The organism is Nocardia glycosmidis (genome assembly GCF_052545115.1).
Genome location: NZ_JBQWRH010000009.1, coordinates 142,861 through 168,595 on the forward strand (window position 1 = coordinate 142,861; position 25,735 = coordinate 168,595).

At 69.3% G+C, this 25,735-nt stretch carries 12 protein-coding genes; 4 read left to right on the forward strand and 8 right to left on the reverse strand.

Annotated features, from left to right (window positions below; translation table 11 throughout):
• Nucleotides 1–27: 27 nt before the first annotated feature.
• The 6 genes from ACT86A_RS13895 to ACT86A_RS13920 form a co-directional block, all read right to left on the reverse strand.
• Nucleotides 28–13,692 carry a non-ribosomal peptide synthetase gene (locus tag ACT86A_RS13895; RefSeq protein WP_445092511.1) on the reverse strand — a complete coding sequence of 4,555 codons (13,665 nt, stop codon included), beginning with the start codon at nucleotides 13,690–13,692 and terminating at the stop codon, nucleotides 28–30.
• 354 nt (nucleotides 13,693–14,046) lie between these two features.
• On the reverse strand, nucleotides 14,047–15,744 hold the full coding sequence (lnt, locus tag ACT86A_RS13900; RefSeq protein WP_445092578.1) for an apolipoprotein N-acyltransferase: 1,698 nt from the start codon (nucleotides 15,742–15,744) through the stop codon (nucleotides 14,047–14,049).
• An 81-nt stretch (nucleotides 15,745–15,825) separates the two neighbouring features.
• Nucleotides 15,826–17,424 carry an amidohydrolase gene (locus tag ACT86A_RS13905; RefSeq protein ID WP_445092512.1) on the reverse strand — a complete coding sequence of 533 codons (1,599 nt, stop codon included), beginning with the start codon at nucleotides 17,422–17,424 and terminating at the stop codon, nucleotides 15,826–15,828.
• A 40-nt stretch (nucleotides 17,425–17,464) separates the two neighbouring features.
• Nucleotides 17,465–17,947 (reverse strand): FxsA family protein, encoded by a 483-nt coding sequence (locus ACT86A_RS13910; protein ID WP_445092513.1) that lies wholly within the window; start codon nucleotides 17,945–17,947, stop codon nucleotides 17,465–17,467.
• Nucleotides 17,948–18,040: 93 nt separating this feature from the next.
• Nucleotides 18,041–18,700, reverse strand: a complete 660-nt coding sequence (locus ACT86A_RS13915) for a response regulator (RefSeq protein ID WP_445092514.1) — start codon at nucleotides 18,698–18,700, stop codon at nucleotides 18,041–18,043.
• Nucleotides 18,701–18,846: 146 nt separating this feature from the next.
• The gene (locus ACT86A_RS13920; RefSeq protein WP_445092515.1) at nucleotides 18,847–20,019 is read right to left on the reverse strand and encodes a sensor histidine kinase; all 1,173 of its coding nucleotides are present in this window, start codon (nucleotides 20,017–20,019) and stop codon (nucleotides 18,847–18,849) included.
• A gap of 242 nt (nucleotides 20,020–20,261) precedes the next feature.
• Between ACT86A_RS13920 and ACT86A_RS13925 the strand changes: the two genes are divergently transcribed.
• The 3 genes from ACT86A_RS13925 to ACT86A_RS13935 all read left to right on the forward strand — a co-directional run bounded on the left by ACT86A_RS13925 (nucleotide 20,262) and on the right by ACT86A_RS13935 (nucleotide 24,026).
• Entirely contained in the window at nucleotides 20,262–21,029 is a 768-nt protein-coding gene (locus ACT86A_RS13925) for a sulfite exporter TauE/SafE family protein (protein WP_445092579.1), read from the forward strand.
• A gap of 70 nt (nucleotides 21,030–21,099) precedes the next feature.
• Nucleotides 21,100–22,641, forward strand: a complete 1,542-nt coding sequence (locus ACT86A_RS13930; protein ID WP_445092580.1) for a TldD/PmbA family protein — start codon at nucleotides 21,100–21,102, stop codon at nucleotides 22,639–22,641.
• 8 nt (nucleotides 22,642–22,649) lie between these two features.
• Nucleotides 22,650–24,026: a metallopeptidase TldD-related protein gene (locus tag ACT86A_RS13935; protein ID WP_445092581.1), complete on the forward strand. Its 1,377-nt coding sequence runs from the start codon at nucleotides 22,650–22,652 to the stop codon at nucleotides 24,024–24,026.
• Between the two features lie 30 nt (nucleotides 24,027–24,056).
• On the opposite strand, the gene ACT86A_RS13940 is transcribed toward ACT86A_RS13935, so the two are convergent.
• Nucleotides 24,057–24,440, reverse strand: a complete 384-nt coding sequence (locus tag ACT86A_RS13940) for a PPOX class F420-dependent oxidoreductase (RefSeq protein ID WP_445092516.1) — start codon at nucleotides 24,438–24,440, stop codon at nucleotides 24,057–24,059.
• A 117-nt stretch (nucleotides 24,441–24,557) separates the two neighbouring features.
• Nucleotides 24,558–25,325 (reverse strand): type I methionyl aminopeptidase, encoded by a 768-nt coding sequence (map, locus tag ACT86A_RS13945; protein ID WP_445092582.1) that lies wholly within the window; start codon nucleotides 25,323–25,325, stop codon nucleotides 24,558–24,560.
• Between the two features lie 108 nt (nucleotides 25,326–25,433).
• Here map and ACT86A_RS13950 point away from each other — a divergent pair, with 108 nt between their 5' ends.
• Nucleotides 25,434–25,697: a helix-turn-helix transcriptional regulator gene (locus ACT86A_RS13950; protein ID WP_445092517.1), complete on the forward strand. Its 264-nt coding sequence runs from the start codon at nucleotides 25,434–25,436 to the stop codon at nucleotides 25,695–25,697.
• Nucleotides 25,698–25,735 lie beyond the last annotated feature (38 nt).

Genomic DNA, 25,735 nt, shown 5'->3' on the forward strand with positions numbered 1-25,735 from the left:
GTGCTGATGGTTCGCTCGCCAGCAGGCTCACGGATGCGTCTCCTTCGGGTCCAGGCACGCTCGCAACACCGGCCCGATCACCGCCAGCGCTTCCGGCGTGGTCATCGCGGAGTGCCGGCAGCGCAGCTCGTGATCGTGGACGGCGCCGGTCACGTGCGGCTGCCAGGCTCCGGCCCGGCGATCCGGGTCGGACCGGTTGATCTCGTCGTCGCCCGCGGTGAAGAACACCAGGTCGCCGTCGAAGACACCGGGCTGGAAGCCGTGCGCGAGCAGCGCACCGCTGTGGTATCCGGTGTAGAGCCGCTCCAGATGCTCGACGGTCAGCGCCGCGAACGGTCCGGAGCGCGCGCGCAGCAGTTCGGCCGCGTCACGCAGGGTCATCGCGGGGTCGATCTCCGCGCCGAGCTCGTCGCTGCCGAGCTCGCCGACGATCTCCGAGATACTCGGCGTCGCGTGCTCGAGCAACTCCTGCGACAGCTGGTAGCTGTCCATCATCGACAGGAACGCGACCTCGTCACCGGCCGCCTGCAGCTGCACCGCCATCTCATGCGCAATGAGGCCGCCGAGCGACCAGCCGAGCAGATGGTAGGGCCCCTCGGGCTGGATCGCCTTGATCTCGTGCACGTAGTGACTCGCGGCCTCGGCGATCGATCCGTACCCCGGCTGACCTGCGACGTGCGGAGCCTGCAACCCGTAGACCGGGCGATCCGGCGCGAGATGGGCGAGCAGCCCCGAGTAGCACCAGGCCAATCCGATCGCCGGGTGGACGCAGAACAGCGGCGCTCGGCCCGGCTGCGTGCTCGGCCGGATCGGCAGCACCGGCTCCAGTACCGAGGCGACCGCAGCGCCCGAAGTCGCGTCCGCGCGATCCAGGCGTGCGGCGATGGCCACGGGGGTCGCGTCGCCGAACATCACTTGCACCGGCAGGTCGATGCCCCTTTCCCGAACGTGTGCGACGACTTTCGTGGCCAGCAGCGAGTTACCGCCGAGTTCGAAGAACCCATCGTCCACGCCGACCGACGCCACGCCGAGGGCCTCGGCGAATGCCGCGCAGAGGGCCGCCTCCGTCGGGGTGGCCGGCGCGCGGTAACCCTTGGTGGCGCTGAACACCGGCTCGGGCAGCTTGGCACGATCGAGCTTGCCCACGGGGCTCAGCGGCACCTCGTCGAGCAGCATGATCGACTGGGGGACCATGTAGTTCGGCACCAGTCGGGCCAGGTGCTCGGTCAGCTCGGTCGCGGTGAGCGTGCTCCCGTCCCGCGGCTTCACATACGACACCAGCGCCGTCGCGCCTGCTGGGGTGCGGTGCCCGATGGTGGTGGCGAAGGCCACCGCGCCGTGGCGTGCGAGCGCGGCATCGATCTCGCCGAGTTCGATGCGGAAGCCGCGGATCTTCACCTGGTGGTCGGTACGGCCGACATACTCGATCTCCTGCGCCGATTCCGGCGCAGAATGGTCGTTCCCCGATCCGGTCCACCACCGCACCAGGTCGCCGGTGCGGTACATCCGCTCCCCCGGCTTCCCGAACGGATTCGCGACGAAACGCTGTGCGGTCAGGCCGGGCCGGTTCAGGTAACCGCGCGCCAACGCGTCTCCGGCGAGATGCAGTTCACCGGTGACGCCGATGGGCGCGGGATGCAGGCGTGCGTCCAGGATGGTCGCGTTGACGCCGCGGATCGGTCCGCCGATGGTGATCGGCCCACCCGGCCGCATCGGCTGCGAGATCACCGTGACGATCGTGGTCTCGGTGGGCCCGTACACGTTGTACAGGTTGCGGCCGGGCGCCCACCTGGTCACCAGGTCCGGCGGCAACGCCTCCCCGCCGACCAGCACGTGCTGCAACTCGGTGACTCCGGCGGGGTCGACCGTACCGAGGGCCGAGGTGGTGATGAACGCGTGCGTAATCCGCTCCTGGATGAACACCCGCCGCAGGTCCGCCCCGCCGACCACCCCCGCGGGCGTGATCACCAGGGTCGCCGCGCCGCCGAGGGCCAGCAGGAGATCGAGCATCGCGGCGTCGAAGCTCGGGGTGGCGAAGTGCAGCGCGCGGCATCCCGGCTCGACATCGAACCGCTGCGCGGTCTCGGCAGCGAAGTTGGACAACCCGCCGTGGGTGACCACGACCCCCTTCGGCGTGCCGGTCGAACCGGAGGTGTAGACCACGTACGCGGGGTTGTCGATCCGCAGTGGCGCGGGGCGTTCGGCATCGGCGATGGGGGCATCCGGCGCGTCGAGTATCAATTCACGGAACGCCGGATCGTCCAGCACGATCCATTCCATTCCATCGGGCAGTTGGTCGTGATAGCCCGACAGTGTGATGCCCAGCGCCGCACCGGAATCCGACAGCATGTGCGCGATGCGCTGGTGCGGGTACAGCGGATCGACCGGCACGAACGCCGCGCCGGCCTTGGCGACCGCGAGCACCGTCGCCACCGACTGGACCGACCGCGGAATGCCCAGTGCCACCAGCGTTTCCGGGCCTACGCCACGCCGCAGCAGCACCCGCGCCAGCCGGTTGGTCCAGCGATCCAGCGCGTCGTAGGTGACCTCGACGCCCTCGGCGACCAGGGCGACCGCGGCGCGGTCGACGTTCGCCGCGTGCTCGAACACCTCGGGAAAGGTCACCGGGCGGTCCGGCTTGGCACCGCGCACCGGCGCGAGTCCCGACCATTCGACGGGATCGAGCAGTTCCAGATCGCCGACCGCGGTGGTCGGGTTGGCGGCGACGGCCGCCAGCAGCCGGGCCAGTCGTATGCCGAGCCGCTGCGCGGTCGACTCGTCGAACAGATCCGTCGCATAGTTCACCGCGACGGTGATGCCGGCCGGATCGCGGTGTGCGGTGTGCGCTTCGGTCAGCGTGAACTGCAAGTCGAACTTGGCGACTCCGGTGTCGAGATCGGTCGGCTCGATGTGCAGCCGCGGCAGGTCGAGCCCACCGACCGGCTCGTTGCGGACCGACAGCATCACCTGGAACATCGGATGGTGGGCCTGGGATCTGGCCGGGTTGAGTACCTCCACGAGACGCTCGAAGGGCAGGTCGGCGTGGGCGAAGGCGTCCAGGTCGGTTTCGCGCACGGTGTGCAGCAGATCGGTGAACCGCGCGCTCGGGTCGATGGCTGTGCGCAGCACCAGCGTGTTGACGAACATGCCGACCATCCGGTCCAAGGCAGGATCGCCACGGCCGGCGACCGGCGAGCCGATCGTGATGTCGTCGCCGGCGGTCATGCGGTGCAGCAGGACCGCGAGCGCGGCGTGCAGCACCATGAACAGGCTGGCATTGTTGCTGCCCGCGATCATCTGCAGTTCGCGGTGGGTGACCGGGTCCACCGCGCATTCCACGGTGCCACCCCGATAGGAGGGTGTGGGCGGGCGCGGGCGGTCGGCCGGCACGGTCAGCAACTCGGGGATGCCGTCCAAGGTGCGGCGCCAGTAGTCGAGTTGCCTGCTCACCAGCGAGTCCGGGTCGTCCTCGGTACCGAGCACGTCCTGCTGCCACAGGGTGTAATCGGCGTACTGGACCTCGGGCTCGGCCCAGTCGGGCGTGACGCCCGCACACGCCGCGCGGTACGCGACGGCGACATCGGCGGCCATCGGTTCCAGTGACCAGCCGTCCATCGCGATGTGATGCACGACCAGCACCAGGACGTGCTCCTCGGTGAGCCCGGCGACGCCGGTCGACACCGAGATCAGCTGCGCGCGAATCGGGACGGTGGTAGCGAGGTCGAATCCCGGTGCGGCGAAACGACGTACGGCGGCCTCCACCTCGTCGGCCGGCACCGTCGCGCGGGACAGCGCCATCGCCGCCTCGTCCGGTTCCAGAACCACCTGGACGGGCGCGCCGTCGGTCTCCGGGAACACCGTGCGCAGCGTTTCGTGCCTCGCTTGCACCGCGTGCAACGCGGAGATGAGTGCATCGACATTCAGGCGGCCGGTCATCCGCAGCACGAGCGGGATGTTGTACGCGCCCGCCGAGCGGTCCGAGGCCGCGGCGCCGACCGCGTTGAACCGGTTGAGGAACCACAGCCGCCGCTGCGCGGCCGAGAGCGGGATCCGCCCCGGACGGCTGCGGCGCACCAGTGCGGGACGTCCGTCGTCGCAGTGGGCTCCCGCATCCAGCAGCTCGGCGAGAGCGGCGACCGTCGGCGTGGCGAACACGGTGCGCACGGCGAGCCGCATATTCGTCGCGACGGCCAGCCGCGCGACGAGCTGCGTTGCCAGCAAGGAGTTTCCGCCGATGTCGAAGAAGCTGTCCTCGGCACCCACGCCGTCCGCGCCGACCAGCTCACCCATCACCTCGGCGACCAATCGCTCCGACGCGGTCCCGGGTAGGCGTCCGGCCTGATCCGCGATGAACTGCGGCTGCGGCAGCGCGTTGGTGTCCAGCTTGCCGACCGGGGTCAACGGGATGGAGTCCAGCACGGTGATGCTCGCGGGCACCATGTGCGCGGGCAGGCGACGAGCGACGAATGCACGGACCGCCTCGACGTCCATCCTCGCTCCACGGGCGGCGGGCTGGACGTAGGAGACGATCCGATCGGCGCCCGCGACACGGCGTACCTCGGTGTGCGCGAACCGCACTGACGGATGGTCACCGAGGGCGGCGGTGATCTCGCCGAGCTCGATGCGGAAACCGCGCAGTTTCACCTGGTGGTCGCTGCGGCCGAGGTAGACCACCTCACCCGCGGCGTTCCACCGCACCACATCACCGGTTCGGTACATCCTGGCGCCCGGCGGGCCGTACGGGTCGGCCACGAACCGCGCTGCGGTGAGCCCGAATCGATCGAGATAGCCACGGGCCAACCCGTGTCCGGCGAGGTACAGCTCACCAGGAACGCCGACCGGCACCGGGCGCAACCGCTCGTCGAGCACCAACCCCCTGGCGCCGCGCACCAGGCTACCGATGGTGATCGGCCGGCCGCTGCGCATCGGGCCGGAGATCGTGATGACGACCGTGGTCTCGGTCGGACCGTAGACGTCGCACATCAACCGTCCCGGCGCCCAGCGCCCCACCAGATCCGGCGCCAGCGCCTCACCACCGACCATGAGCGCGCGCACGTGCGGCAGCGGCCAGCGTTCGTGGTCGATGGTGGCCAGCGCCGCGGGCGTCATGAAGCCGTGGCTGACCCGCTCGCGTTCCAGCAGGGCGGCCAGTTCGTCGCCGCCGTAGATATCCGTCGGGCAGATCACCATCGCCGCACCCGCACCCAGCGCGATCAGCAGATCCAGGACCGCCGCGTCGAAGCTGGGCGTCGCGAAATGCAGTGTGCGGGACTTCTCGTCGACACCGATGCGGTCGCGGATCTCGTCGGCCAGGTTGGACAGGCCACCGTGGGTCACCGCGACACCTTTGGGTGTTCCGGTGGACCCGGATGTGTAGACCACGTAGGCGAGATCACCGATCTGGATGGCGCGCGAGCGCTCGCGATCGTCGATCGGCGCGTCGTCGTGGCCGGCCAGCTCGGCGATGAACTCGGGGCGGTCCAGCAGCAGCCACTCGATGTCGCGCCCCGCCGGGGCGCCGGCGCGCAGTTGCTCCACATGCGCGCCGGCCGTGACCCCGATGGCGCAGCCCGAGTCGGCGAGCATGTGCTGGATGCGGTCGGCGGGATACTTGGGGTCGACCGGCACGAACGCCGCGCCGGACTTCGCGGCGGCCAGCATCGCCACGACCGAATCGATCGAGCGGATGAGCCCGAGCGCCACCCGGCCGCCCGGACCGAGCCCGCGGGCGATCAGCGCGCGCGCCAATCGATTCGAGTGCCGGTCGATCTCGGCATAGGTCAGCGATGTCGTGCCGAAGCAGACTGCGGTGTTGTGCGGATGCCGCTGCGCGGTGGCCGCGAAATAGGCGGCCAGTGTGCTCGGCGGGGCGGCAGGTCCGCCCTTGGCGGGGGCCAACGTGCGGCGCTCGTGATCGGTGCGCGCATCGATGTCGCGCACCAGCACGCGCGGGTCGGCCGCGACCGCGGCGAGTACACGTAGGAATCGGTCGGCCAGCGCCTCGATCGTCGACGCGTCGAAAAGTTCTGCGGCGTAGTTGAATTCGAAGGCGACGAATTCGAAAGCGCCGCCTGAATCCCCTGCCACCGCGGCGTCGAGACCGAGGTTCGCGACGCGCAGCTCCAGGTCGAATTTCGCCAGCGCGATATCCAGGGGCTCGGCACGCAGCGCGAGGCCGGGTAGCTCGAGCGTCGGCAGCGGACCGTCCTGCACGCTCAGCGCCACCTGGAACAGCGGGGGACGGCCCGTCGAGCGGGAGTCCCCGCCGAGTTCCTCCACGATGCGCTCGAACGGGATGTCGGCGTGTGCCATCGCGGCCAGCTCGATGTCGCGGTCGGCGCGCAGCAGGTCGGCGAAAGCGTGGTCCGGGTCCACGTCGGAGCGCAGCACCAACGTGTTCACGAACATGCCGACCACCTCGTCGAGTTTGGTGTCGGTTCGGCCCGCCACCGGGGTGCCGATCACGATGTCACGGCCGCCGGTGACGCACCGTAGCAACACCGCGAAGGCCGAACGCAGCACCATGAACTTGCTCACGCCCTGATCGCGCGCGATAGTGGAGAGTTTCTGCTGCACCAGCTCGGGCACCGTGAAACGCACCGTACCGGCCTGCTGGGTCGGCTCCACCGGGTGCGGCCGGTCGTAGGGCAGCGGCAGCCGGTCCGGAATATCCGCCAGCGCGGCCCGCCAGTACTCCAGCTGGGTGCCGGCCACGCTGGCCGGATCGTCCTCGTCGCCCAGGCAGGCGCGCTGCCAGAGCCCGAAATCGGCGTACTGCACGGGCAGCGGAGCCCACGACAACGAATCGCCTTCGTGCCGTGCGGCATACGCGGTCGCCAGATCCCTGGTCAGCGGGCCGAGCGACCACCCGTCGGCGGCGATGTGGTGTAGCACGATGCCGAGCAGATAACGCTCGGGCGAGGTGCGCAGCAGCGACAGCCGCACAGGCGTCTGCCTGGTGAGATCGAAACCGGTGTGCGCCAAGGATTCCAGCGCGGCCTTGGCCCCGGAGTCGTCGATATCGCGAGCCACCACCTCCGGCACCGCTCGCTCGACCGGCAGCACGACCTGCTGGGCGCCATCGGCGTCTTCCGGGAATACGGTGCGCAGCACTTCGTGTCGCTGCACCAGGTCGGCGAGCGCGGCGCGCAGGGCAGGCACGTCCAGCTCACCGGCGATGCGGATCACGAAAGCGATGTTGTATGCGCTCGATTCGGGCGCATACCTGTTGAGGAACCACAGCCGCTGCTGGGGCAGCGACAATGGGATACGTCCCGGACGCGGCGTCTGCACCGCCAGCGGCGGCCGCTGCGTCCGGGGCGCCGCGGCCAGCTGCTCGGCGACTCCGGCGACAGTGGGCATCTCGAAGATCGAGCGCACCGGCAGTTCCACGCCGAACCTCGCGTGCACCGCGGCGGCAAGCCGGGTGGCCAGCAGCGAGTTGCCGCCGAGATCGAAGAAGCTGTCCTCGGCGCCGGTGACCGGGCGGCCGAGGATGTCGCCGAACACGCCGGCGATCTGCGATTCCAGCCCGGTGCTCGGCGCGCGGGAGCTGCCGGCAGCCGCGAACACCGGCTCCGGCAACGCCTTCCGGTCCAGCTTGCCCGCTGGAGTGACCGGAACGTCGTCCAGCACGGCGATCGATACGGGCACCATGTAGCCGGGCAGCCGCTGGCGCGCGGTCTCCAGCACCGCCCTCGGCTCGACCGGTCGGTCGGCTGTGACGTAGGACGCGAGCCGTACCTGGCCGTGCGCGTCGGTGTGCACCACCGTCAGCGCGAAGCGGACGCCGGGGTGCATCCGCAGCACGTGGTCGATCTCGCGCAGTTCGATGCGGAAACCACGGATCTTGATCTGGTCGTCGGCGCGTCCGAGGAACCGCAGCTGCCCCGGGCCTTCCAGCACCACCAGGTCACCGGTGCGGTACATCCGCTCGCCGCGCCTGCCGTGCGGGTTGGCCACGAACCGTTGCGCGGTCAGACCGAAACGACCGAAGTAACCGCGGGCCACGCCGGGGCCCGATACGTACAGTTCGCCCGGTGTGCCCGGCGGCACCGGGTGCAAGCGGTCGTCCAGCACGAACAGCCGCATACCGCGCACCGGCATACCGAGCGGCACCGGACGGTCCGGCAGCATCGGCCCGGACGCGGTCGCGGCGACGGTGACCTCCGACGGACCGTACATGTTGTGCATGCGATGCCCGGCGGTCCAGGTCTCGACCAGCTCCTCGGAGCAGGCGTCACCGCCGACGATGACCGCCTCGAGCTCCTCGAGCCCTTCGTTCGGCACGGTGGCCAGCGCGGCCGGTGTGACGAACGCATGGGTCACCCGCTCGGCGCGCAGCAGCGTGGCCAGTTCGGCGCCGCCGTACATGCCCGCCGGGGCGATCACCATGGTGGCGCCCGCAGCGAAGCCGAGCAGCATCTCCAGCACCGACGCGTCGAAGCTGGGCGAGGAGAAGTGCAGCGTGCGTGCCGCATCGGAGACGCCGAACAGGTAGGTTTGCTCGGCGGCGAGCGAGGCGATGCCCGCGTGCGTGACGACGACCGCCTTGGGTGTGCCGGTGGAGCCGGAGGTGTAGATGAGGTAGGCCGGTTGGCTCACCCGCATCGGCCGCAGCCGCTCGGCGTCGGTGATCGGACCCGTTGGACAGCCGGCTGATTCGGCCGCCAGTTCGTCCGAGCCGAGCACCAGCCAGTCGACCGAAGACTTGCGGTGCTTGCCCCGCGGCACCGGAAAGGCCGGCATGGCAGCCAGGCTCGCGGAGTCGGTCAGACCGACCAGGGCACCGGAGTCCCCGATCATGTGCGCGATCCGCTCGCCGGGGTAGCTCGGGTCGATCGGCAGATAGGCCGCGCCGGTCTTGGCGACGGCCCAGACCGCGGTGATCGCGTCCAGGCCGCGTGGTAGCGCGATCGCGACCGCCGTCTCGGGACCCGCGCCGTGGTCGATGAGGACGCGTGCCAGGACGTTCGACCGCTCGTCGAGTTCCCGGTAGCTGGTGTCGGCGCCCAGGTAGCGCACCGCGACCGCGTCCGGCAGCCGCATGGCGGTGCCGGTGAGCAACGTGGCCAGGGTGATCGGCGATTCGGCCGGCGCGCCCCCGAGGGGCACCAGGTTCTCGGTTTCCTTGCGATCCAGGATGGGCAGGTCACCCACCGGAAGTTCGGGCGCGGCCACGCCCCCGCTCAGCACGGCGACCAGCCGGCGCGCCATAGCGCGCACGGTGCTATGATCGAAAACATCTGTGGCATAACCGAATTCGGCATAGAGTGGGCCATCGCCGGTGTCGTCGTGTACGACCAGCTGTAAGTCGAACTTCGCGATGTCCGTGGCGATCGGCAGCACCTTCGCACGCACGCCGGGCAGGTCGATGTGCAGATCCGGGGCGTGATCGTAGGACAGCATCACCTGGAACAGCGGGTGGCGGGACGGGGAGCGCTCCGGGTTGACCACCTCGACCAGCCGCTCGAACGGCACGTCGGCGTTGGCGAATGCGTTGAGGTCGGCCTCGCGGACCACGTCGAGCATCCGGTCGAAGCCCGCGGCCGGGTCGACCTCGGTGCGCAGCACGAGCGTATTGACGAACATGCCGACCAGATCGTCCAGCGCCGGGTCCGAACGGCCCGCGATGGGCGTGCCGATCGCGATGTCCGCGCTCGCGCACAGCCGCGACAGCAACGCGGCCAGCGCGGCGTGCAGCACCATGAACATGCTCACGCCCCTGCTGGCCGCCAATTCCACTGCGGCACGGCGTATCTCGGACGGAATGTGGAACTCCACCCGGCCGCCCGTGGTAGACCGGCGCAGCGGGCGCGGGCGGTCGAGCGGGAGGTCGAGCTGGTCGGGCAGTCCGGTCAGCGCTGAGCGCCAATGCGCCAGCTGACGACTGAGCGCACTGGCCGGATCGGACTCCTCGCCGAGCAGTTCACGCTGCCAGAGCGCGAAGTCGGCGTACTGCACCGGCAGATTCGTCCACTGCGGCGCGACACCGTTGGCGCGCGCGGTCACCGCGGTCATCAGGTCCCGGGCCAAAGGCGCGATGGACCAGCCGTCGCCACAGATGTGATGCAGCACAATGAGAAACACGTGCTGCTGGGGTCCGGTGCGATACAGCGCGACCCGGATCGGGGCCTGACTGCGCAGGTCGAATCCGTAACCGGCGTACTCGGTGGCGAGCGCGGCCACGTCGGCGCCGATCGCCTCGATCGGATCCAGCATCAGCGGAATCGCCTCGGCCGGGTGGATCAGCTGATAGGGCCCCTCCGGGGACTCCGGAAAGGTGGTGCGCAGGCTTTCGTGCCGTTCGATGACGTCGACCAGACCCGCGCGCAGCGCCGCCACGTCCAGCGGTCCGTCGACCTCCACGGCCAGCGGCATGTTGTACGCGGCGGCGTGCTCGGCGAACCGGTTGAGGATCCACAACCGCTGCTGCGCCTGTGACAGCGGGATCCGGTCGGGCCGCTCGGTGGGCGTCAACCGGGGCGAGGACGTGTCGGCGGTCTGCATGGCGAAACGCTGGGTGAGTCCCGAGATGCTCGACGCCTCGAACAGATCGCGAATGCTCAGTGCGGTGCCGAGCGCGGCGTTGATCCTGGCCACCGCCCGCGCGGCGATGAGCGAATTGCCGCCCATCTCGAAAAAGCTGTCCTCGACGCCGATCTCGGTGTCCAAGACCTCCGCGAAGATGCCCGCGAGCACCCGCTCCACCTCGGTGCGCGGCTCGGCCACCGGCCGGATCGGACGGACACCGGTCGCCGGCGTCGGCAACGCTTTGCGATCGATCTTGCCGTTGGCGTTCAGCGGCAGCTCATCGAGCTGCATCAGCGCGGAGGGCACCATGTACCCCGGCAACGTACGCCGCAAGCCGGTCAGCAGCGCGGCGGTGTCCAATCGGACGTCGCCGTCCGCGTGCTTGGCCGCGACCACGTAGGCGACCAGCTCGTCTCCGGTCCGTCCGGTACGCGCCACGCACACCGCGCGAGCCACCCCCGGGCTGTCGAGCAGCGCGGCCTCGATCTCCCCGAGTTCGATGCGCAGACCGCGGATCTTGACCTGGAAATCGCTGCGGCCCAGATATTCCAGCACGCCCGGCTCCGCGCCGGAGCGGCCGACCTGCCAGCGCGCCAGGTCGCCGGTGCGATACATCCGGGTACCAGCGGTGAACGGGTTCGCCACGAACCGGTCCGCGGTCAACCGCGGCTGTCTCAGGTAGCCGCGGGCCAATTGAACACCGGCGAGGTAGAGTTCGCCGACCGCACCTGGCGCAACCGGCTGCAGCCGCGAATCCAGCACATAGGTCTGGGTGTTCCACACCGGCGAGCCGATCGGAACGCCGCTCGCGTCCGATGGGCAGGGCCAATAGGTGACATCCACGGCAGCCTCGGTGGGCCCGTACAGGTTGTGCAGCTCGCAGCCGGGCAGCTCCGCATAGCATTCCCGGACGGTGGCGGCGGGTAGCGCCTCGCCGCTGCAGAACACCAGCCGAAGGCCCGTGCAGCCGCTCAGGTCGGCCTCGGTGACGAACACCGAAAGCATCGACGGCACGAAATGCGCTGTGGTGATGCCCCTTTCCGCGATCACGTGGGCCAGATAGGCCGGGTCCCGGTGTCCGTCGGGTGCGGCGACGACCAGGCGCGCGCCGATCTGCAAGGGCCAGAAGAACTCCCACACCGAGACATCGAAGGTCGCGGGCGTCTTCTGCAGCACCGCGTCGGATCGGTCGAGCGGGTACTCGTGCTGCATCCAGCGCAGGCGGTTGACGATCGCGGCGTGAGTTACGCCGACGCCCTTGGGTTTTCCGGTCGAGCCGGAGGTGAAGATCACGTACGCGAGATGGTCGGGGCGCAGTTCGCCGCGGCGGTCGGCGTCGGTGACCGGCGCGTCGGCGAAACCGGAAACCGGCACCGTGTCGATGTCCATTCGTGCTGCGACATCCGGCAGGTCCAGTTCGTCGCGGGCCGCGGTGAGCAGGCACAGCGGTTCGGCGTGGCGCAGGATCTGCCCCAGCCGCTCGGCCGGATGCTCGGGGTCCAGCGGCAGGTAGGCGGCGCCTGCCTTGACGATCGCGTACATGCCGATGACCAGCTCGAGGCTGCGACGCACACACAGAGCGACCGTCGTATCAGGTCCGGCGCCCCCCGCGATCAACAGCCGGGCCAGACGGTTGGCGCGCGCGTCCAGTTCGGCGTAGGTCAGCGCCTCGGCACCGAATTCGAGCGCGATCGCATCCGGGTCGGTCGCGACGCGTTCATCGAACAGGCTCGCGAGCGTGCCGTCCTGCGTGGGCATCTCGGTGGCGTTCCACGCCCACAGGACCTGTTCCCGTTCCACCTCGGTGATCGCGACGAGCGATTCGGCGCGGGTCTGCGGATCGGCCTGCAGGAACCGGCCGAGGAAGTCCAGGTAGCGCGCATGATGCACGCTGACCTCGGCCGCACCGTAGAGCCGGGGATTGGCTTCGAAATCGACGCGGATGCGATCGCCCGCCCCGTTGTAGATATTGACCGACAGATCCTCGACCGGGCCGGTGGCCAGCACGTGTATCGAGCCGACCAGACCACCGAATCGCAGCTCGTTGTGGAAGAGCATGATGTTGATCATCGGCCCGAAGAATCCGCGCGCGTCGCGGGAGTAGCCGCTGTCGCGCCGGATGTCGTCGTGGCGGTAGCGCTGATGGCGCAGGGCACCGGTGATCTGCAGCTCGGCCGCTTTCACCAGCTCGGCGACCGTGGTCGAGTCGTCTATCCGCAACCGGATCGGCACGACGTTGGACACCACGCCTGCCGATCGGCGCAGCGACACCGTGGTGCGCGCCGAGACCGGCAAACTCAAGACCACGTCGTGGTTGCCTGTGACCGATCGCACATAGGCCGCCAGCGCCGCCACGAACATCGCGGCATCGGTCGTGTCGCCCGACGTGGTCGCTACGTCGAGTGCGGCATGGCACTCGTCGTCCAGCATGGCGGTGGCCAGTCGGCGACCGGCGTCGTGCGTGGCGGCGGTCAGCCGGGCGCCGCCCAGGGTCACCGGCTCGCCGGTGCCCGCCAACTGCTCGAGCCAGTACTCGCGATCGTTATGGCATCGGCTGGAACCGTGGTAGCGCGCCTCATCCGCATAGATCTCGGCCAGCGTGTTCGCTCGGGAGGCAACCGGCTCGGTCTGGTTCGCCAGCGCGGTGTAAATCTCCGCCGTTCGGGTGAGCGCGTTCATCGCGCCGTAGCCATCGATGATGATGTGGTGCGCGCAGGAGTACCAGATGTAGTCGGACTCCCCGATCCGCAGCACCGCGTTCGAGGTCAGCGGGTCGCGCTCCAGATCCATCGGCGAGTTCGTGTGCTCGTGCATCCAGCGCAGCGCCGCCGCGTGCGGATCGGCCTCCGAGCGCAGGTCGATGCGGGCCCAACCGGGCCGGTGTACCGGATCGACGAGCTGACCTGGACTGCCATCGATCTCGACCAGGCGAACCTGGCCGACCTGGGTTTCGGCGCCGAACCGTTCGATCGCGTACAGCAAGCGCCCCTCATCCAGATCACCGTGGATCTCGACGTACTGCGAAATCGTCAGCGGTACGTCGGGGCGGATGCGCTGCGCGTACCAGAGGGCCGTCTGTGCGGGTGACAGAGCAAACGGTTGTGCCGAAAACTCGCCGGATGAACATTGGTCGACGCGATCCGTGGCCAATGAACTCATCAATCACTCCGTTCTGCCGCTGTTGACGCAACTCCCCGAGCACCATCACAGCAAGCGCACGCGCGCCAGCCGGGACGTAATCCACGCCCTATGATTCGGAGCATCACATCAGCCGGATTGCCGGCGTTTTGGATTTGTTTCACATCCAACGCCCTTGGCAGAAGGCCACTTTGGTTGGTTACATTTTCGCAAACATTGCGGCTCGACCAGATCGCGCCAAAAGGAAACGGAACCTGACCAGACCGTCCGATGCTACTCCGACGTTCGAAGCAGTTATCGGGCTAACTCTGCGCAACGCAACATTGCCGCGTAACTTCGGGGAAGTTGTGGGGCAAGAACATACTGAGTGTTCGGTTATTGCTCGTTCGGGTGGACTGCGGTTCGATCGGGGACGACAGGGCTGTCGGTCGTATCGCCGTCGCGTGTGGATCGCCGCCGGACGATCGCGGCCAGTACAGCGGCAGCGGTCAGGATAACGAAAACTCGCTCCGGTGCCGGGCCTATTCGCGTGGCAAGCGTGTCGTCGGTACGCAGCGGAAGCTGCGCGACCAACGCGGCGGGCACGAACAGCGCCGTTTCCTGTCGCACGCTGCCATCGGCGGCGATAATCGCGCTCACGCCCGAGGTGGCCGCGACGACCAATGCCCTTCCGTGCTCGACGGCACGAATGCGGGACATGGCCAGCTGCTGATAGGTCATTTCGCTGTCGCCGAAGGTAGCGTTGTTGGTCGGCACGGTGAGCAATTCGGCACCCGCGCGCATCGCGTCTTCGAACGACCTGTCGAAGGCTACCTCGTAGCAGGTGGCGACGCCGATGTCGATCCCGGCGGCCCGTACCACACCGTTGCCGTGGCCCGGAACGAAATATCCTGCCCGATCAGCATATTCGGAGAACAGACGGAAGAAGCTGCGCATCGGAAGATACTCCCCGAACGGCTGGATGATCTTCTTGTCATGCCGCTCCCCCGGGCCGGCCGCGCCGTTCCACACCATCACCGAGTTGGTGGTGGTCCGATCCGGGTTGACCAGCACGGCGCCGACCAGGATTGGTGCGCCGATCCGCTCGGAGGCCGCGGTGATCAGCGCGGCGGCGTCGGCGTTGCGCAGCGGGTCGATGTCCGAGGAGTTCTCCGGCCAGATCACCACATCGGGGCGCGGTACGCGGCCCGCGGCAACGTCCGCGGCCAATTCCTCGGTGCGCCGCACGTGGTTGTCCAGCACGGCGCGCCGTTGTGCGTTGAAATCCAGTCCGAGCCGCGGCACGCTGCCTTGGATCGCGGCGACCGTGACCGTTCGGCTGCCCGAATCCGAGCCGGCCAACACAGTGCGCAGCAGCAATCCGGCGACGGGCAGGACGGCCACGGCGAAAACCGCGGCGGCGTACCCGAGCTTGGTCGCGGTGGCCGCGATCGCGCCGGACCTCCTGGACGCGAGGTCGGGGGCCGATACGACGCCCGTCCCGCGCGCACGCCTCGACCACAGCAGCGATGCCAGTGCCGCGGCACCGGTTCCGGTGAGCGCCACCGCGAATCCGACCAGCGGTGCGCCGCCGACCGCCGCCAAGGACAGGAACCAGCCGTCGGCCTGGCCGAATGCCAAACGGCCCCAGGGAAATCCGCCGAAGGGAAAGCTGGATCGGCCCCACTCGGTGCTCACCCAGGCCAGCGCCACCCACAGCGGCCAGCCGGGCAGCGTACCGACGAGCCGGGCGAGCAGACCGAACACGCCGACATAGACCGCGCAGGCGGTGGACAGCGCGAGCCACGGCAGCGGCCCGACATAGATGCCGGTCCACGGCAGCAACGGGACGAAGAACGCCAGACCGGCCAGCAATCCGTAACCGAAGCCCGCGCGCAACCGCCCCGCGCTTCGGACGACGAGCGTGAGCACCGCGATGCCGAGCGGTGCGAGAAACCACCACGGCCGAGGCGGAAAGCTGCCGAACAGCAGCAGTCCGGCGAGGATCGCCGCCCCCGAGCGCGCCGGCACCGGACGCCTGCGCACCGCCGCCACCGCCGACCGCGCCCATTCCGCTACTCGCGCACGCACCATCACCCCGCTACCGTCCGGCATTCGGCCTCGAACCGCCACTCGGCGGACGTACGCCACAGGCGCGATGTACGCGATATGAGGTCATGCGGCATAGATCGTCACTCCCCGATGCACTGTGCGAAGGCAGGTCGGCAGTGGTGAATCCGGTTCCAGCGCGGGCAATCCCGGTACTCGCGAACGCGGGTCGGTGGACCAGCGCTGAACCGAGTCGGCGGCAGCGGCGACGACGAGCTCGTCGGCAGCCCAGATCGCGTAGGACGCGGGAGCGCCGGGTGTCAGCGTGCCCGCCACGCCGTCGCGAACTCCGCCCGCGCGCCAGGCGCCGCGCGTCGCCGCGGCGAAGGCGGCACGGGGCGACAGGCCGTGGCCGGGGGTGCGATGGTTGGCCGCGGCCCGCACCGCGGCCCACGGGTCGAGAGCGGTGACCGGGGCGTCGGAGCCGATCGCGAGGGCGACACCGGCGGCGGCCAGGGCGGCGAACGGATTCAGGGTCGCGGCGCGGTCGGCGCCGAGCCGGGCGGCGTACATGCCGTCGGGTCCACCCCAGGCGGCGTCGAATCCCGGTTGCACACTGGCGATTACGCCCCAGCACGCGAGTTTCTCGATATGTTCGGCATCGAGCAGCTCGGCATGCTCGACGCGGTGTCCGAGCGCGGCGACAGCGGGCACCCCGAGTTCGTCGACCACCTGCTCGACACCCGTGACGAACGCGTCCATCGCGGCGTCACCGATCGCGTGGAATCCGGTCTGGATACCCGCCAGCGTGCAGGCGCGCACATGCTCGGCGATCGCCTCCGCGTCGAGATAGCTTCGGCCGCAACCGGGCTCGTCGGCATACGGTGCACGCAGCCAGGCGGTGTGTGACCCGAAGGACCCGTCTACGAAAAGGTCCCCGCCCAGGGCGTGCACGCCGAGTTCCCCGACCAGGGCGCGTGCCTGTTCGGCGCTGCGCACCGCCTCGCCCCAATAGGCGCGGACCTGCACGCCGTGGTCGAATTCCAGCAGTTCGCGAATGTCGGTGCGCCCAGCGATTTCCGGACCGGCGCATTCGTGCACCGCGACGATTCCCCGCGCGGCGGCGTGATCCAACGCCGCTGCGCGCGCCCGATCTCGTTGCGCCCGAGATAAACTCGCGAGCGCGGCGGTGCGCACCCGATGGTGGGCCGCGGCGCGCACCGGCTCGCCCCGGGTGAATCCGTCGGTCCGGCGCAGTTCAGGCAGTGAGTCGAGCACCGCCGAGGACGCCACGGCGGAGTGCGCGTCCACCCGAGAGAGATACACGTGGCGACCGGGGCCGGTCGCGGCGTCGATCTCGTCGACGACGGGCGGGCGCCGATCGGGCCAGCGGGTCTCGTCCCAGCCGTCGCCCAGGATCGCGCCGTCCGGGTGTGCCTGGGCGTACGCGCGCAGTAGCCGTAAGCAGTGTTCGAGCGATTCGGCGCCCGACAGGTCGAGGCCGGTCGATTTCAACCCGAGCGCGGTGACGTGCACATGCGGATCGACGAACGCGGGCGCGACGAAGGCGCCGTCGAGGTCGATGACCTCGGCGTCCGGGTGCAGCGCGCGTCCGGGCTGCTCGGCGCCCAGCCAGACCACAGTCCCGTCGGCAACCGCCATGGCCGTGGCGTCGGGTGAACTCGTGCTGTAGAAACGACCGCCGATCAGCAACTGGGTACTCACGGGGTACCAGTCTGCCGTACGCCCGATGCGGTGGTTTCGGTCAGGACGGGCCGATCGCGCGGCGGGCGCCGCCCTGTCCGTCGTCGTACCACTGGCGCACTACGACGCCGTCGATCACTTCGTCGCCGTCGATGACCACGCCGCGATAGGGCGCGGCGGCGGCGATCCGGCCGAAGCGCCGCGCCACGAATGCCCGGACCAACGGACGCACCAGAAACCGCGTCGCAGGCAGCAGCAGAAGCAGACCGAACAGGGAGGTGACCAGGCCGGGCACGAACATGAACACACCGCCCGCCGCGACCAGCGCGCCGTCGGCCACCGCGGTGCCCGGCGCGACTTCGCCGCGACCGGCGCGCCGGAACTGCTCGAACACCCGACGCCCCTGCGAGCCGACCAGCAGCATGCCCGCGGCCGACCCGGCGATCAGGACCAGAATCGTCGGCATGACGCCGATAAGCTGGCCGACCGCGACCAGCGCGGCGATTTCGACGACGACGTACAGCACGAACAACAACGCAGCCATGGTGATCCCTTCGGACGATCTACCCGGTCAACGTCCGGCACCCGCGTTTTTCTCCCGGCCCCGCCCGATCGAACTCTCCGGATCCACCCCTGGTCACCCTCCTGGGCGCACCAGACCGGTCTCGTAGGCCAAAACGACCGCCTGAACCCGGTCACGGAGACCGAGTTTGGTCAGCACCCGGCCCACGTGTGTCTTGACCGTGGCCTCGGAGAGGTACAACTGCTCGGCGATCTCGGCATTGGAGCGCCCCGCTGCGATCTGCATCAGCACCTCGCGCTCGCGGGCGGTGAGCACCTCGAGTATGCCGGGGTCCCGGGTGCGGGCAGGATCCTCCGAGATGAGACGGTCCAGCAGGCGCTTGGTCACCTTCGGTGAGACGACCGCGTCGCCCGCGGCGACGCTGCGGATGGCCGAGACGAGGTCCTCCGGCGGGGTGTCTTTCAGGAGGAATCCGCTGGCGCCCGCCCGCAACGCACCGAGCGCGTGCTCGTCGAGGTCGAAGGTCGTCATAACCAGCACCCGGCTGCCGTGCCCGGCCGCCACGATGCGAGTAGTGGCGGCGACGCCGTCGACCACGGGCATCCGCACGTCCATCAACACGACGTCCGGTCGCAGCTGCGCCGCCCGAGCGACCGCGGCGGCACCGTTGGCCGCCTCGCCGATCACGTCGATGTCCGGATGCGCGCCGAGTACCATCTTCAATCCCACGCGCATCAGTTCCTGGTCATCGACTACGAGAACGGTGATCGGCACGCCCCCAATGTAACGCGGGCGCTTACGCGGACCGGGTGTTCTGCCCAGCGGCATTCCACCCGACCGGTACCCGCCCTTTGCTCATGCGGCCCCGATCCGTCTGGGGCGCAGTGGTTTACATGACACGCATCCAGGTCGGGATCAGCTCACTCCGCCGGTCCGGGCCGCAGCGGGATGCGGGCGTGCACCCGCCAGACGCCGTCGGCGCCGGGGCCCGCGTCCAGGCTGCCGCCCAATACCGCGACACGCTCACGCATCCCGACCAACCCCAGGCCGCTGCCCTCGGAGCGGGTGGCCGGTTCGCGCGGCGGATGCCCGCCGCTGTCGGTGACGTCGACCAGCACATCGGAGCCGGTGCGGCACACCCGCACCCACGCTTGCGGGTGCGGACCAGCGTGGCGCAGCGTGTTGGTCAGCGATTCCTGCACGATGCGATGCACGCCGAGACTGACCTCGGGTGCGATGTCGTCCAGTTCGCCGGTCAGCTCGAGCTCCACGGCCAGGCCGGTGCCGCGCATCATCTCCACGACCTTGGCGATGCCCGCGCCACCGTGCTGCGGCAGTTGGCCGGGCGCGTGCTCGGTGCGCAGCAGAGCAACGGTTCTGCGCAGTTCCCGCAGCGCTTCGCGGCCGACGCCGGCGATCGTGGTGAGCGCCTGCTCTGCCGCGTCCGGGTCACGGCGCAACGCGTACTTGGCGCCGTCGGCCTGCACGATGATCACGCTCACCGCGTGCGCCACCACATCGTGCAGTTCCCTGGCGATGCGCGTGCGTTCGGCCGAGACGGCGTCGTGTGCGCGGCGCTCTTTGTCGTAGTCGGCGACCGCGAGACGCGCCGCGACCTCGGTGTCGTAGGCGTGCCGGGCGCCGATGAACTCCGCGAGCGTCCAGCACAGCGCGAAGAGCATGGCCGTGAAGACGATATCGGACCCTGCGGGTCGGGCGATCGCCGCGATCGAGAGCACGACGTCCACCACCAGGCCGAGCCCGAACCACAATCCCTCGCGCCGACCGACATAGGCGACCAGGGTGTAAAGGATGATGCCCTGTGACAGGAGCGCGATGTGGTCGGCGCTTTCCTCGGTCAGGAAGCCCACCAGCGACGTCGTCATCGACAGCGCCAGCGTCGCGACCGCCATCGTCCGCGGGTACACCCGGCGCAGCACCAACGGAAGCGGAAGCAACACGCCGACGCCCAGATACGCGACGTTGTTGTGTGCGTCGCTCACCCTGACGATCTCGAGCAGCAAAAGCATGGCCGCCAGCGCCGAATCGGCGACAACGGGCTGCCCTCGAAGCCACAGACTGAACCGGCGCACGAGTTTCAGCCTAGGTGCGTGCCCGGCACACACCCCGGCGGTCGCAGGGCGCTAGAGCATTCCGCCAGGCCACGGCCGACACGGATGGCTTTCGCGCTGGACGCCATCGCGGACCGTGCACTGCCCGGAAGACCCGGGACGCGACGAAGTAGTCGCCCACACGCTCGACGCCCGGACGCCGATGCGGGCGTGACGCCGACACCGAATCGGCAACCGAGCCTGCGGTCTGATTGTCTGACCGGGTGGAGATCGGTGACTGGGCGGTGCTGTTGACGGCGGCGACGGCAGGAGGGTGGGTGGACGCCGTGGTGGGCGGCGGCGGGCTGATCATCCTGCCCACGCTGTTCGTGGTGGCGCCCGGCATCGCGCCGCAAACCGCGCTCGGTACCAACAAGCTCGCCTCCGTCGCCGGGACGAGCGCCGCGGTGGTGACCTTCGCGCGCAAGGTACCGATGCGCTGGCGGGTACTGGTTCCCGCCGCGGTGCTCGCCGCGGTGGCGGCCGCGGCCGGAGCCGCCGCGGTCTCCCTGATCGACCGCGAGTTGTTCATCCCGATCGTGATGGTGGTGCTGGTGGGTGTCGCGGTGTTCGTCACGGCGCGTCCGTCGATCGGCATCACGCTGGCCACCCATCCGCCCACGCGACGCAAGGTCGCGCTGACGGTGGCGCTGGCGGCCGGGTTGATCGGGTGCTACGACGGTCTGCTCGGACCCGGTACCGGAACGTTCCTGATCATCACCTTCGCCACCCTGCTCGGCACCGAGTTCGTGCGGGCCGCGGCGATGGCGAAAGTAATCAATTGCGGCTCGAACCTCGGCGCGCTGATCTTCTTCGGAGCGACCGGTCACCTCCTCTGGGCACTCGGCGCCGCGATGGCCGCGGCGAATGTGCTCGGCGCGGTGATCGGCTCGCGGATGGCGCTGCGCAAGGGCGCCGAATTCGTGCGCATCGTGCTGCTGGTGGTGGTGATCGCGATGGTGATCCGTCTGGGCTGGCAGCAGTTCGGCTGATCGGCCGACCGGGTCGCGGTGCCGGGTGGCGAGCCAGGGCCGCAGCAAGCGCGGCGACCGCGTGCGCATTATGTTGGTTCGGGTGAGTATCGCGACTTCCAGAGACGTGGACGCCGAGTTCCTCGGCTTGCCGCTGCACGCGCTTGCCGACGCCGCGCTCACCGCGGCCACGTCGGCGGGCGCCGAGCACGCCGATCTGCGGGTGCACCGGTTGGTGACGCAGTCGATCCGATTGCGCGACGGCCGCGTCGAGGCGGTCACCGACAGCACCGAACTCGGCTTCGCGGTGCGCGTGATCGTGGACGGCACTTGGGGTTTCGCGTCGCACGCCGCGCTGACGCCGGACCTCGCCGCCGAGGTGGCCCGCACCGCGGTGGCGGTCGCCACCACGCTGCGCGCGCTCAACCGGGAGCGTGTCGAGCTCGCCACCGAGCCCCGCTATGCCGACGTGCGCTGGGTTTCGGAGTACGACCTCGACCCGTTCGCCGTGCCGACCGGCGAGAAGATCGCTGTGCTGCAGGACTATTCGCAGCGGCTGTCGCACGCCGACGGCGTCGATCATGTCACCGCAGGTCTGCTCCAGGTCAAGGAACAGACCTTCTACGCCGATACGGCGGGATCATCGATCACCCAGCAGCGGGTCCGGCTGCATCCGAGCCTCGAAGCCATCACGGTGGACACCGCGGCGGGGGTATTCGAGACGATGCGCACGCTGGCCGCGCCGGCGGGCCGCGGGTGGGAGTACGTCACCGGCGCCGACGGAATCCAGGATTGGGACGGCGAACTCGCGCGGATCCCGGACTGGCTGGCCGAGAAGGTGAAGGCGCCCAGCGTGCAGGCCGGGCCGACCGACCTCGTCATCGATCCGACCAACCTGTGGCTGACCATCCATGAATCCATCGGCCACGCCACCGAGTACGACCGCGCCATCGGCTACGAATCCGCCTACGCGGGTACCTCGTTCGCCACTCCGGACAAACTGGGCACGCTGCGCTACGGCACTCCGATCATGCACGTGACCGGCGACCGCACCGAAGCGCACGGCCTGGCCAGTGTCGGCTACGACGACGAAGGTGTCGCCGGACAGCGGTGGGATCTGGTGCGCGACGGCATCCTGGTCGGGTATCAGCTGGACCGGGTGTTCGCCCCGCGGCTGGGTCTGGCGCGATCCAACGGCTGCTCGTACGCGGACTCGGCCCACCATGTGCCGATCCAGCGGATGGCCAATGTCTCGCTGCAACCCGACCGGGACCGCGACACCAGCACCGAGGAGCTGATCTCCCGGGTGGACGATGGCATCTACATCGTCGGCGACAAATCGTGGTCGATCGACATGCAGCGCTACAACTTCCAGTTCACCGGTCAGCGGTTCTTCCGCATTCGGGGTGGCAAGCTGGACGGTCAGCTGCGCGATGTCGCCTATCAGGCCACCACAACCGAGTTCTGGGGCGCGATGGAGGCGGTCGGCGGACGGTCCACCTGGCGGCTCGGCGGTGCGTTCAACTGTGGCAAAGCGCAGCCCGGCCAGGTCGCCGCAGTCAGCCACGGCTGCCCATCGGTCCTGGTGCGCGGCGTCAACATTCTCAACACCCGGACGGAGGCAGGCCAGTGACCGACGTTCTGTTGCCCGCGAGCGCGACCGTGGAGCGGGCGCTCGCACTGTCGAACGCCGACGAGACGATGGTGATCGTTCGTGACGAGCACGAGGCATCGCTGCGCTGGGCCGGCAACTCGATGACCACCAACGGGTCGTCGGTGGCGCGCAGTTGGGCCGTGATCTCGGTGTACCGCGAGGGTCCCACGCTCGCGCGGGTCGGCACGATCGCCTCCTCCAGCGTGGACCCCGATGACATCGCGGCAGTAGTGCGAGCGAGCGAAGACGCCGCGCGCACCGCCGAACCGGCCAGGGACGCGATGCCGCTGCTCGAGCCGGGCGCCGTGGACGACGACTGGGCGGCCCCGGCAGGCGCCACCAGCATCGAGGTGTTCACCGATCTCGCCCACGACTTGGCCACCGGCTTCGACCGCGCCGATCGCCTCTATGGTTTCGCCCACCACCAGGTGCACACCACGTGGCTGGGCACCTCGACCGGCCTCCGGCGTCGCTTCGTGCAACCCACCGGTTCGGTGGAGATCAACGGTAAACGCGGCGCGAACGCGGATCTGTCGAGCGCGTGGGTCGGCGTGGGGACCACCGACTTCACCGACGTGGACGCGACGGGGCTGCTCGCCGAGCTGTCCCGGCGACTGGATTGGGCCGAGCGCAAGGTCGAACTGCCCGCGGGCCGCTACGAAACTTTGCTGCCGCCGTCCACCGTCGCCGATCTGATGATCTACCTGGCCTGGTCGATGGAAGGCCGTGGCGCGCAGGAGGGCCACACAGCGTTCGCGCGGGCGGGCGGCACCCGGGTCGGTGAGCGCCTGACCGACATTCCACTCACGCTGTACTCCGACCCGTACGCGCCCGGATTGGAATATCGCCCCTTCGTCGCGGCCACCGCGTCATCGGAGTCGATGTCGGTGTTCGACAACGGGATGCCCGCCGAACGCGTCGACTGGCTGCGCGACGGCGTGATCTCCGCGCTGGTGTATCCGCGCGCCACCGCCGCCGAGTTCGGCGCCCCGGCCACGGTTCCCGGCGAGAACCTGCTGCTGACCGGGGGTTCCGACGCGACCATCGACGAGATGATCGCCCGCACCGAGCGCGGTCTGCTGCTGACGACGCTGTGGTACATCCGCGAAGTCGATCCGGCGACGCTGCTGCTCACCGGGCTGACCCGGGACGGGGTGTATCTCGTGGAGAACGGAGCGGTCACCGCCGCGGTGAACAACTTCCGGTTCAACGAGAGCCCGCTGGATCTGTTGCGGCGGGTGAGCGAAGCAGGCGGTACCGAGGTCACGCTGCCGCGCGAATGGAAAGACTGGTTCACTCGAACCGCCATGCCGCCCTTACGAATTCCCGACTTCCACATGTCCTCGGTCAGCCAGGCGACCTGACCAGCACGCCGTGGCGTCGACAGCCGCGGGTCAGGCCGCAGGGACGATCTCGATGCCGATCGTGCCGGATTTGCCGCGGCGCAGGTCGCTGCCGAGGAGGAGCAGCGGGGCGAGCAGCCAGTACTTGCGCCGCAGCAGTTTACGCACCCTTTCGGTGCCTTCGGCGTCGAGGATTCGCGCGGTCGCTTCGATCACGTCGCCGCGCGGTGTGCCTGTCGCGCTACAGGGCTGCACCGTGACCGCCGGGTTGCGGCGCAGCCGCTTGACCTTCCAGCTGTCGGTCACCGTCCAGACGTACAGTTTGGCGTTGTCCGATACCGCCCACACCGCGGTTGCGACCGGAGTGCCGTCCTTGCGGAACGTGGTCAGCGACACGTAGTCGGCCGCGGCGATGGCTTCTAGCGCATTCGTCATGCGAACGAGCCTATCCGGCGAATGCGTACGGCTCAGCGTGTCCCTGGTCCACCGTCCGGCACATCCCGGCCTTCGGCCACGCCGACACACACTCGGTCTTCCGGCCCGCCAGGGCGGTCAGGCCGCGCTGGTCAACACCTCCGGTCCGTCCGCAGTGACCGCGACGGTGTGTTCGGAATGAGCCGCGCGCGAGCCGTCCGCCGATCGGATGGTCCAGCCATCGGGGTCGGTGACGATACGGTCGGTCGTGCGGGCGAACCACGGTTCGATCGCGATAGTGAGTCCCGGGCGCAACCGGTAGCCGCGCCCCGGGCGGCCTTTGTTGGGCACATGCGGGTCCTCGTGCATCGTTCGGCCCAGCCCGTGGCCACCGAACTCGGTGTTCACCGGGTAGCCGTGGGCGCGTGCCACGGCGGCGACAGCGGCGGAGATGTCGCCGATATGGTTGCCCGGCACCACGACCGCGATCGCTGCCGCCAGCGCCTCCTCGGTGGCGCGGACCAGTCGCAGATCTTCGGACGCGGCAGCGCCGACGACGACGGTGGTCGCCGAATCCGCCACCCAGCCGTCGATCCCGACGGCAAGGTCCATGCTCAGCACGTCGCCGTCGCGCAGCACGTAGTCGAACGGAAGTCCGTGCAGGACGGCATCGTTCACCGACAGACAGACGGTATTACCGAACGCCCCGCGGCCGAACGACGGCGCGTAGTCCCAGTAGCAAGAGTGCGCGCCGCGCTCGCGAATGCGTTCTCGGACATAGGCCTCCAACTCGAGCAAGTTCGCCCCAACCTGTGCGCGTTCACGCAGTTCGGTGAGCACGTCGGCGACAAAGCGCCCCGCCACGCGCATCCGCGCGATTTCCGCGGGACTCTTCAACTCGACCATCAATCCTCCAGCCATCTGGTATTTTAATACCAACTCTAGCGGTATCGGTATTAAAATACCAGTCACGCGCGCCTTGCGGTATTTAAATACCGGCCGTAGCCTGAGCGTATGGTTCGTCTTCCGCTGACCCCCGCGCAGATCGATGCGGGCCGCCGCCTCGGCGCCGCCCTGCGCAGCGCGCGCGCCGAGCGCGATCTCGGGGAAGTCGCCCGCGCGGCGGGAATTTCGCCGGAGACCCTGCGCAAGATCGAAACCGGGCGGCTCCCCTCGCCCGCTTTCGGCACCGTCGTATCGCTCAGCCAGGTGCTCGAGCTCCCGCTCGATGACCTCGCGGACATCTGGCGCTCCGCGGGACTCGCCGAATCGGCCTAGGACAGCGCCCTCGGATCGATCGCGATGCCGACAGCATG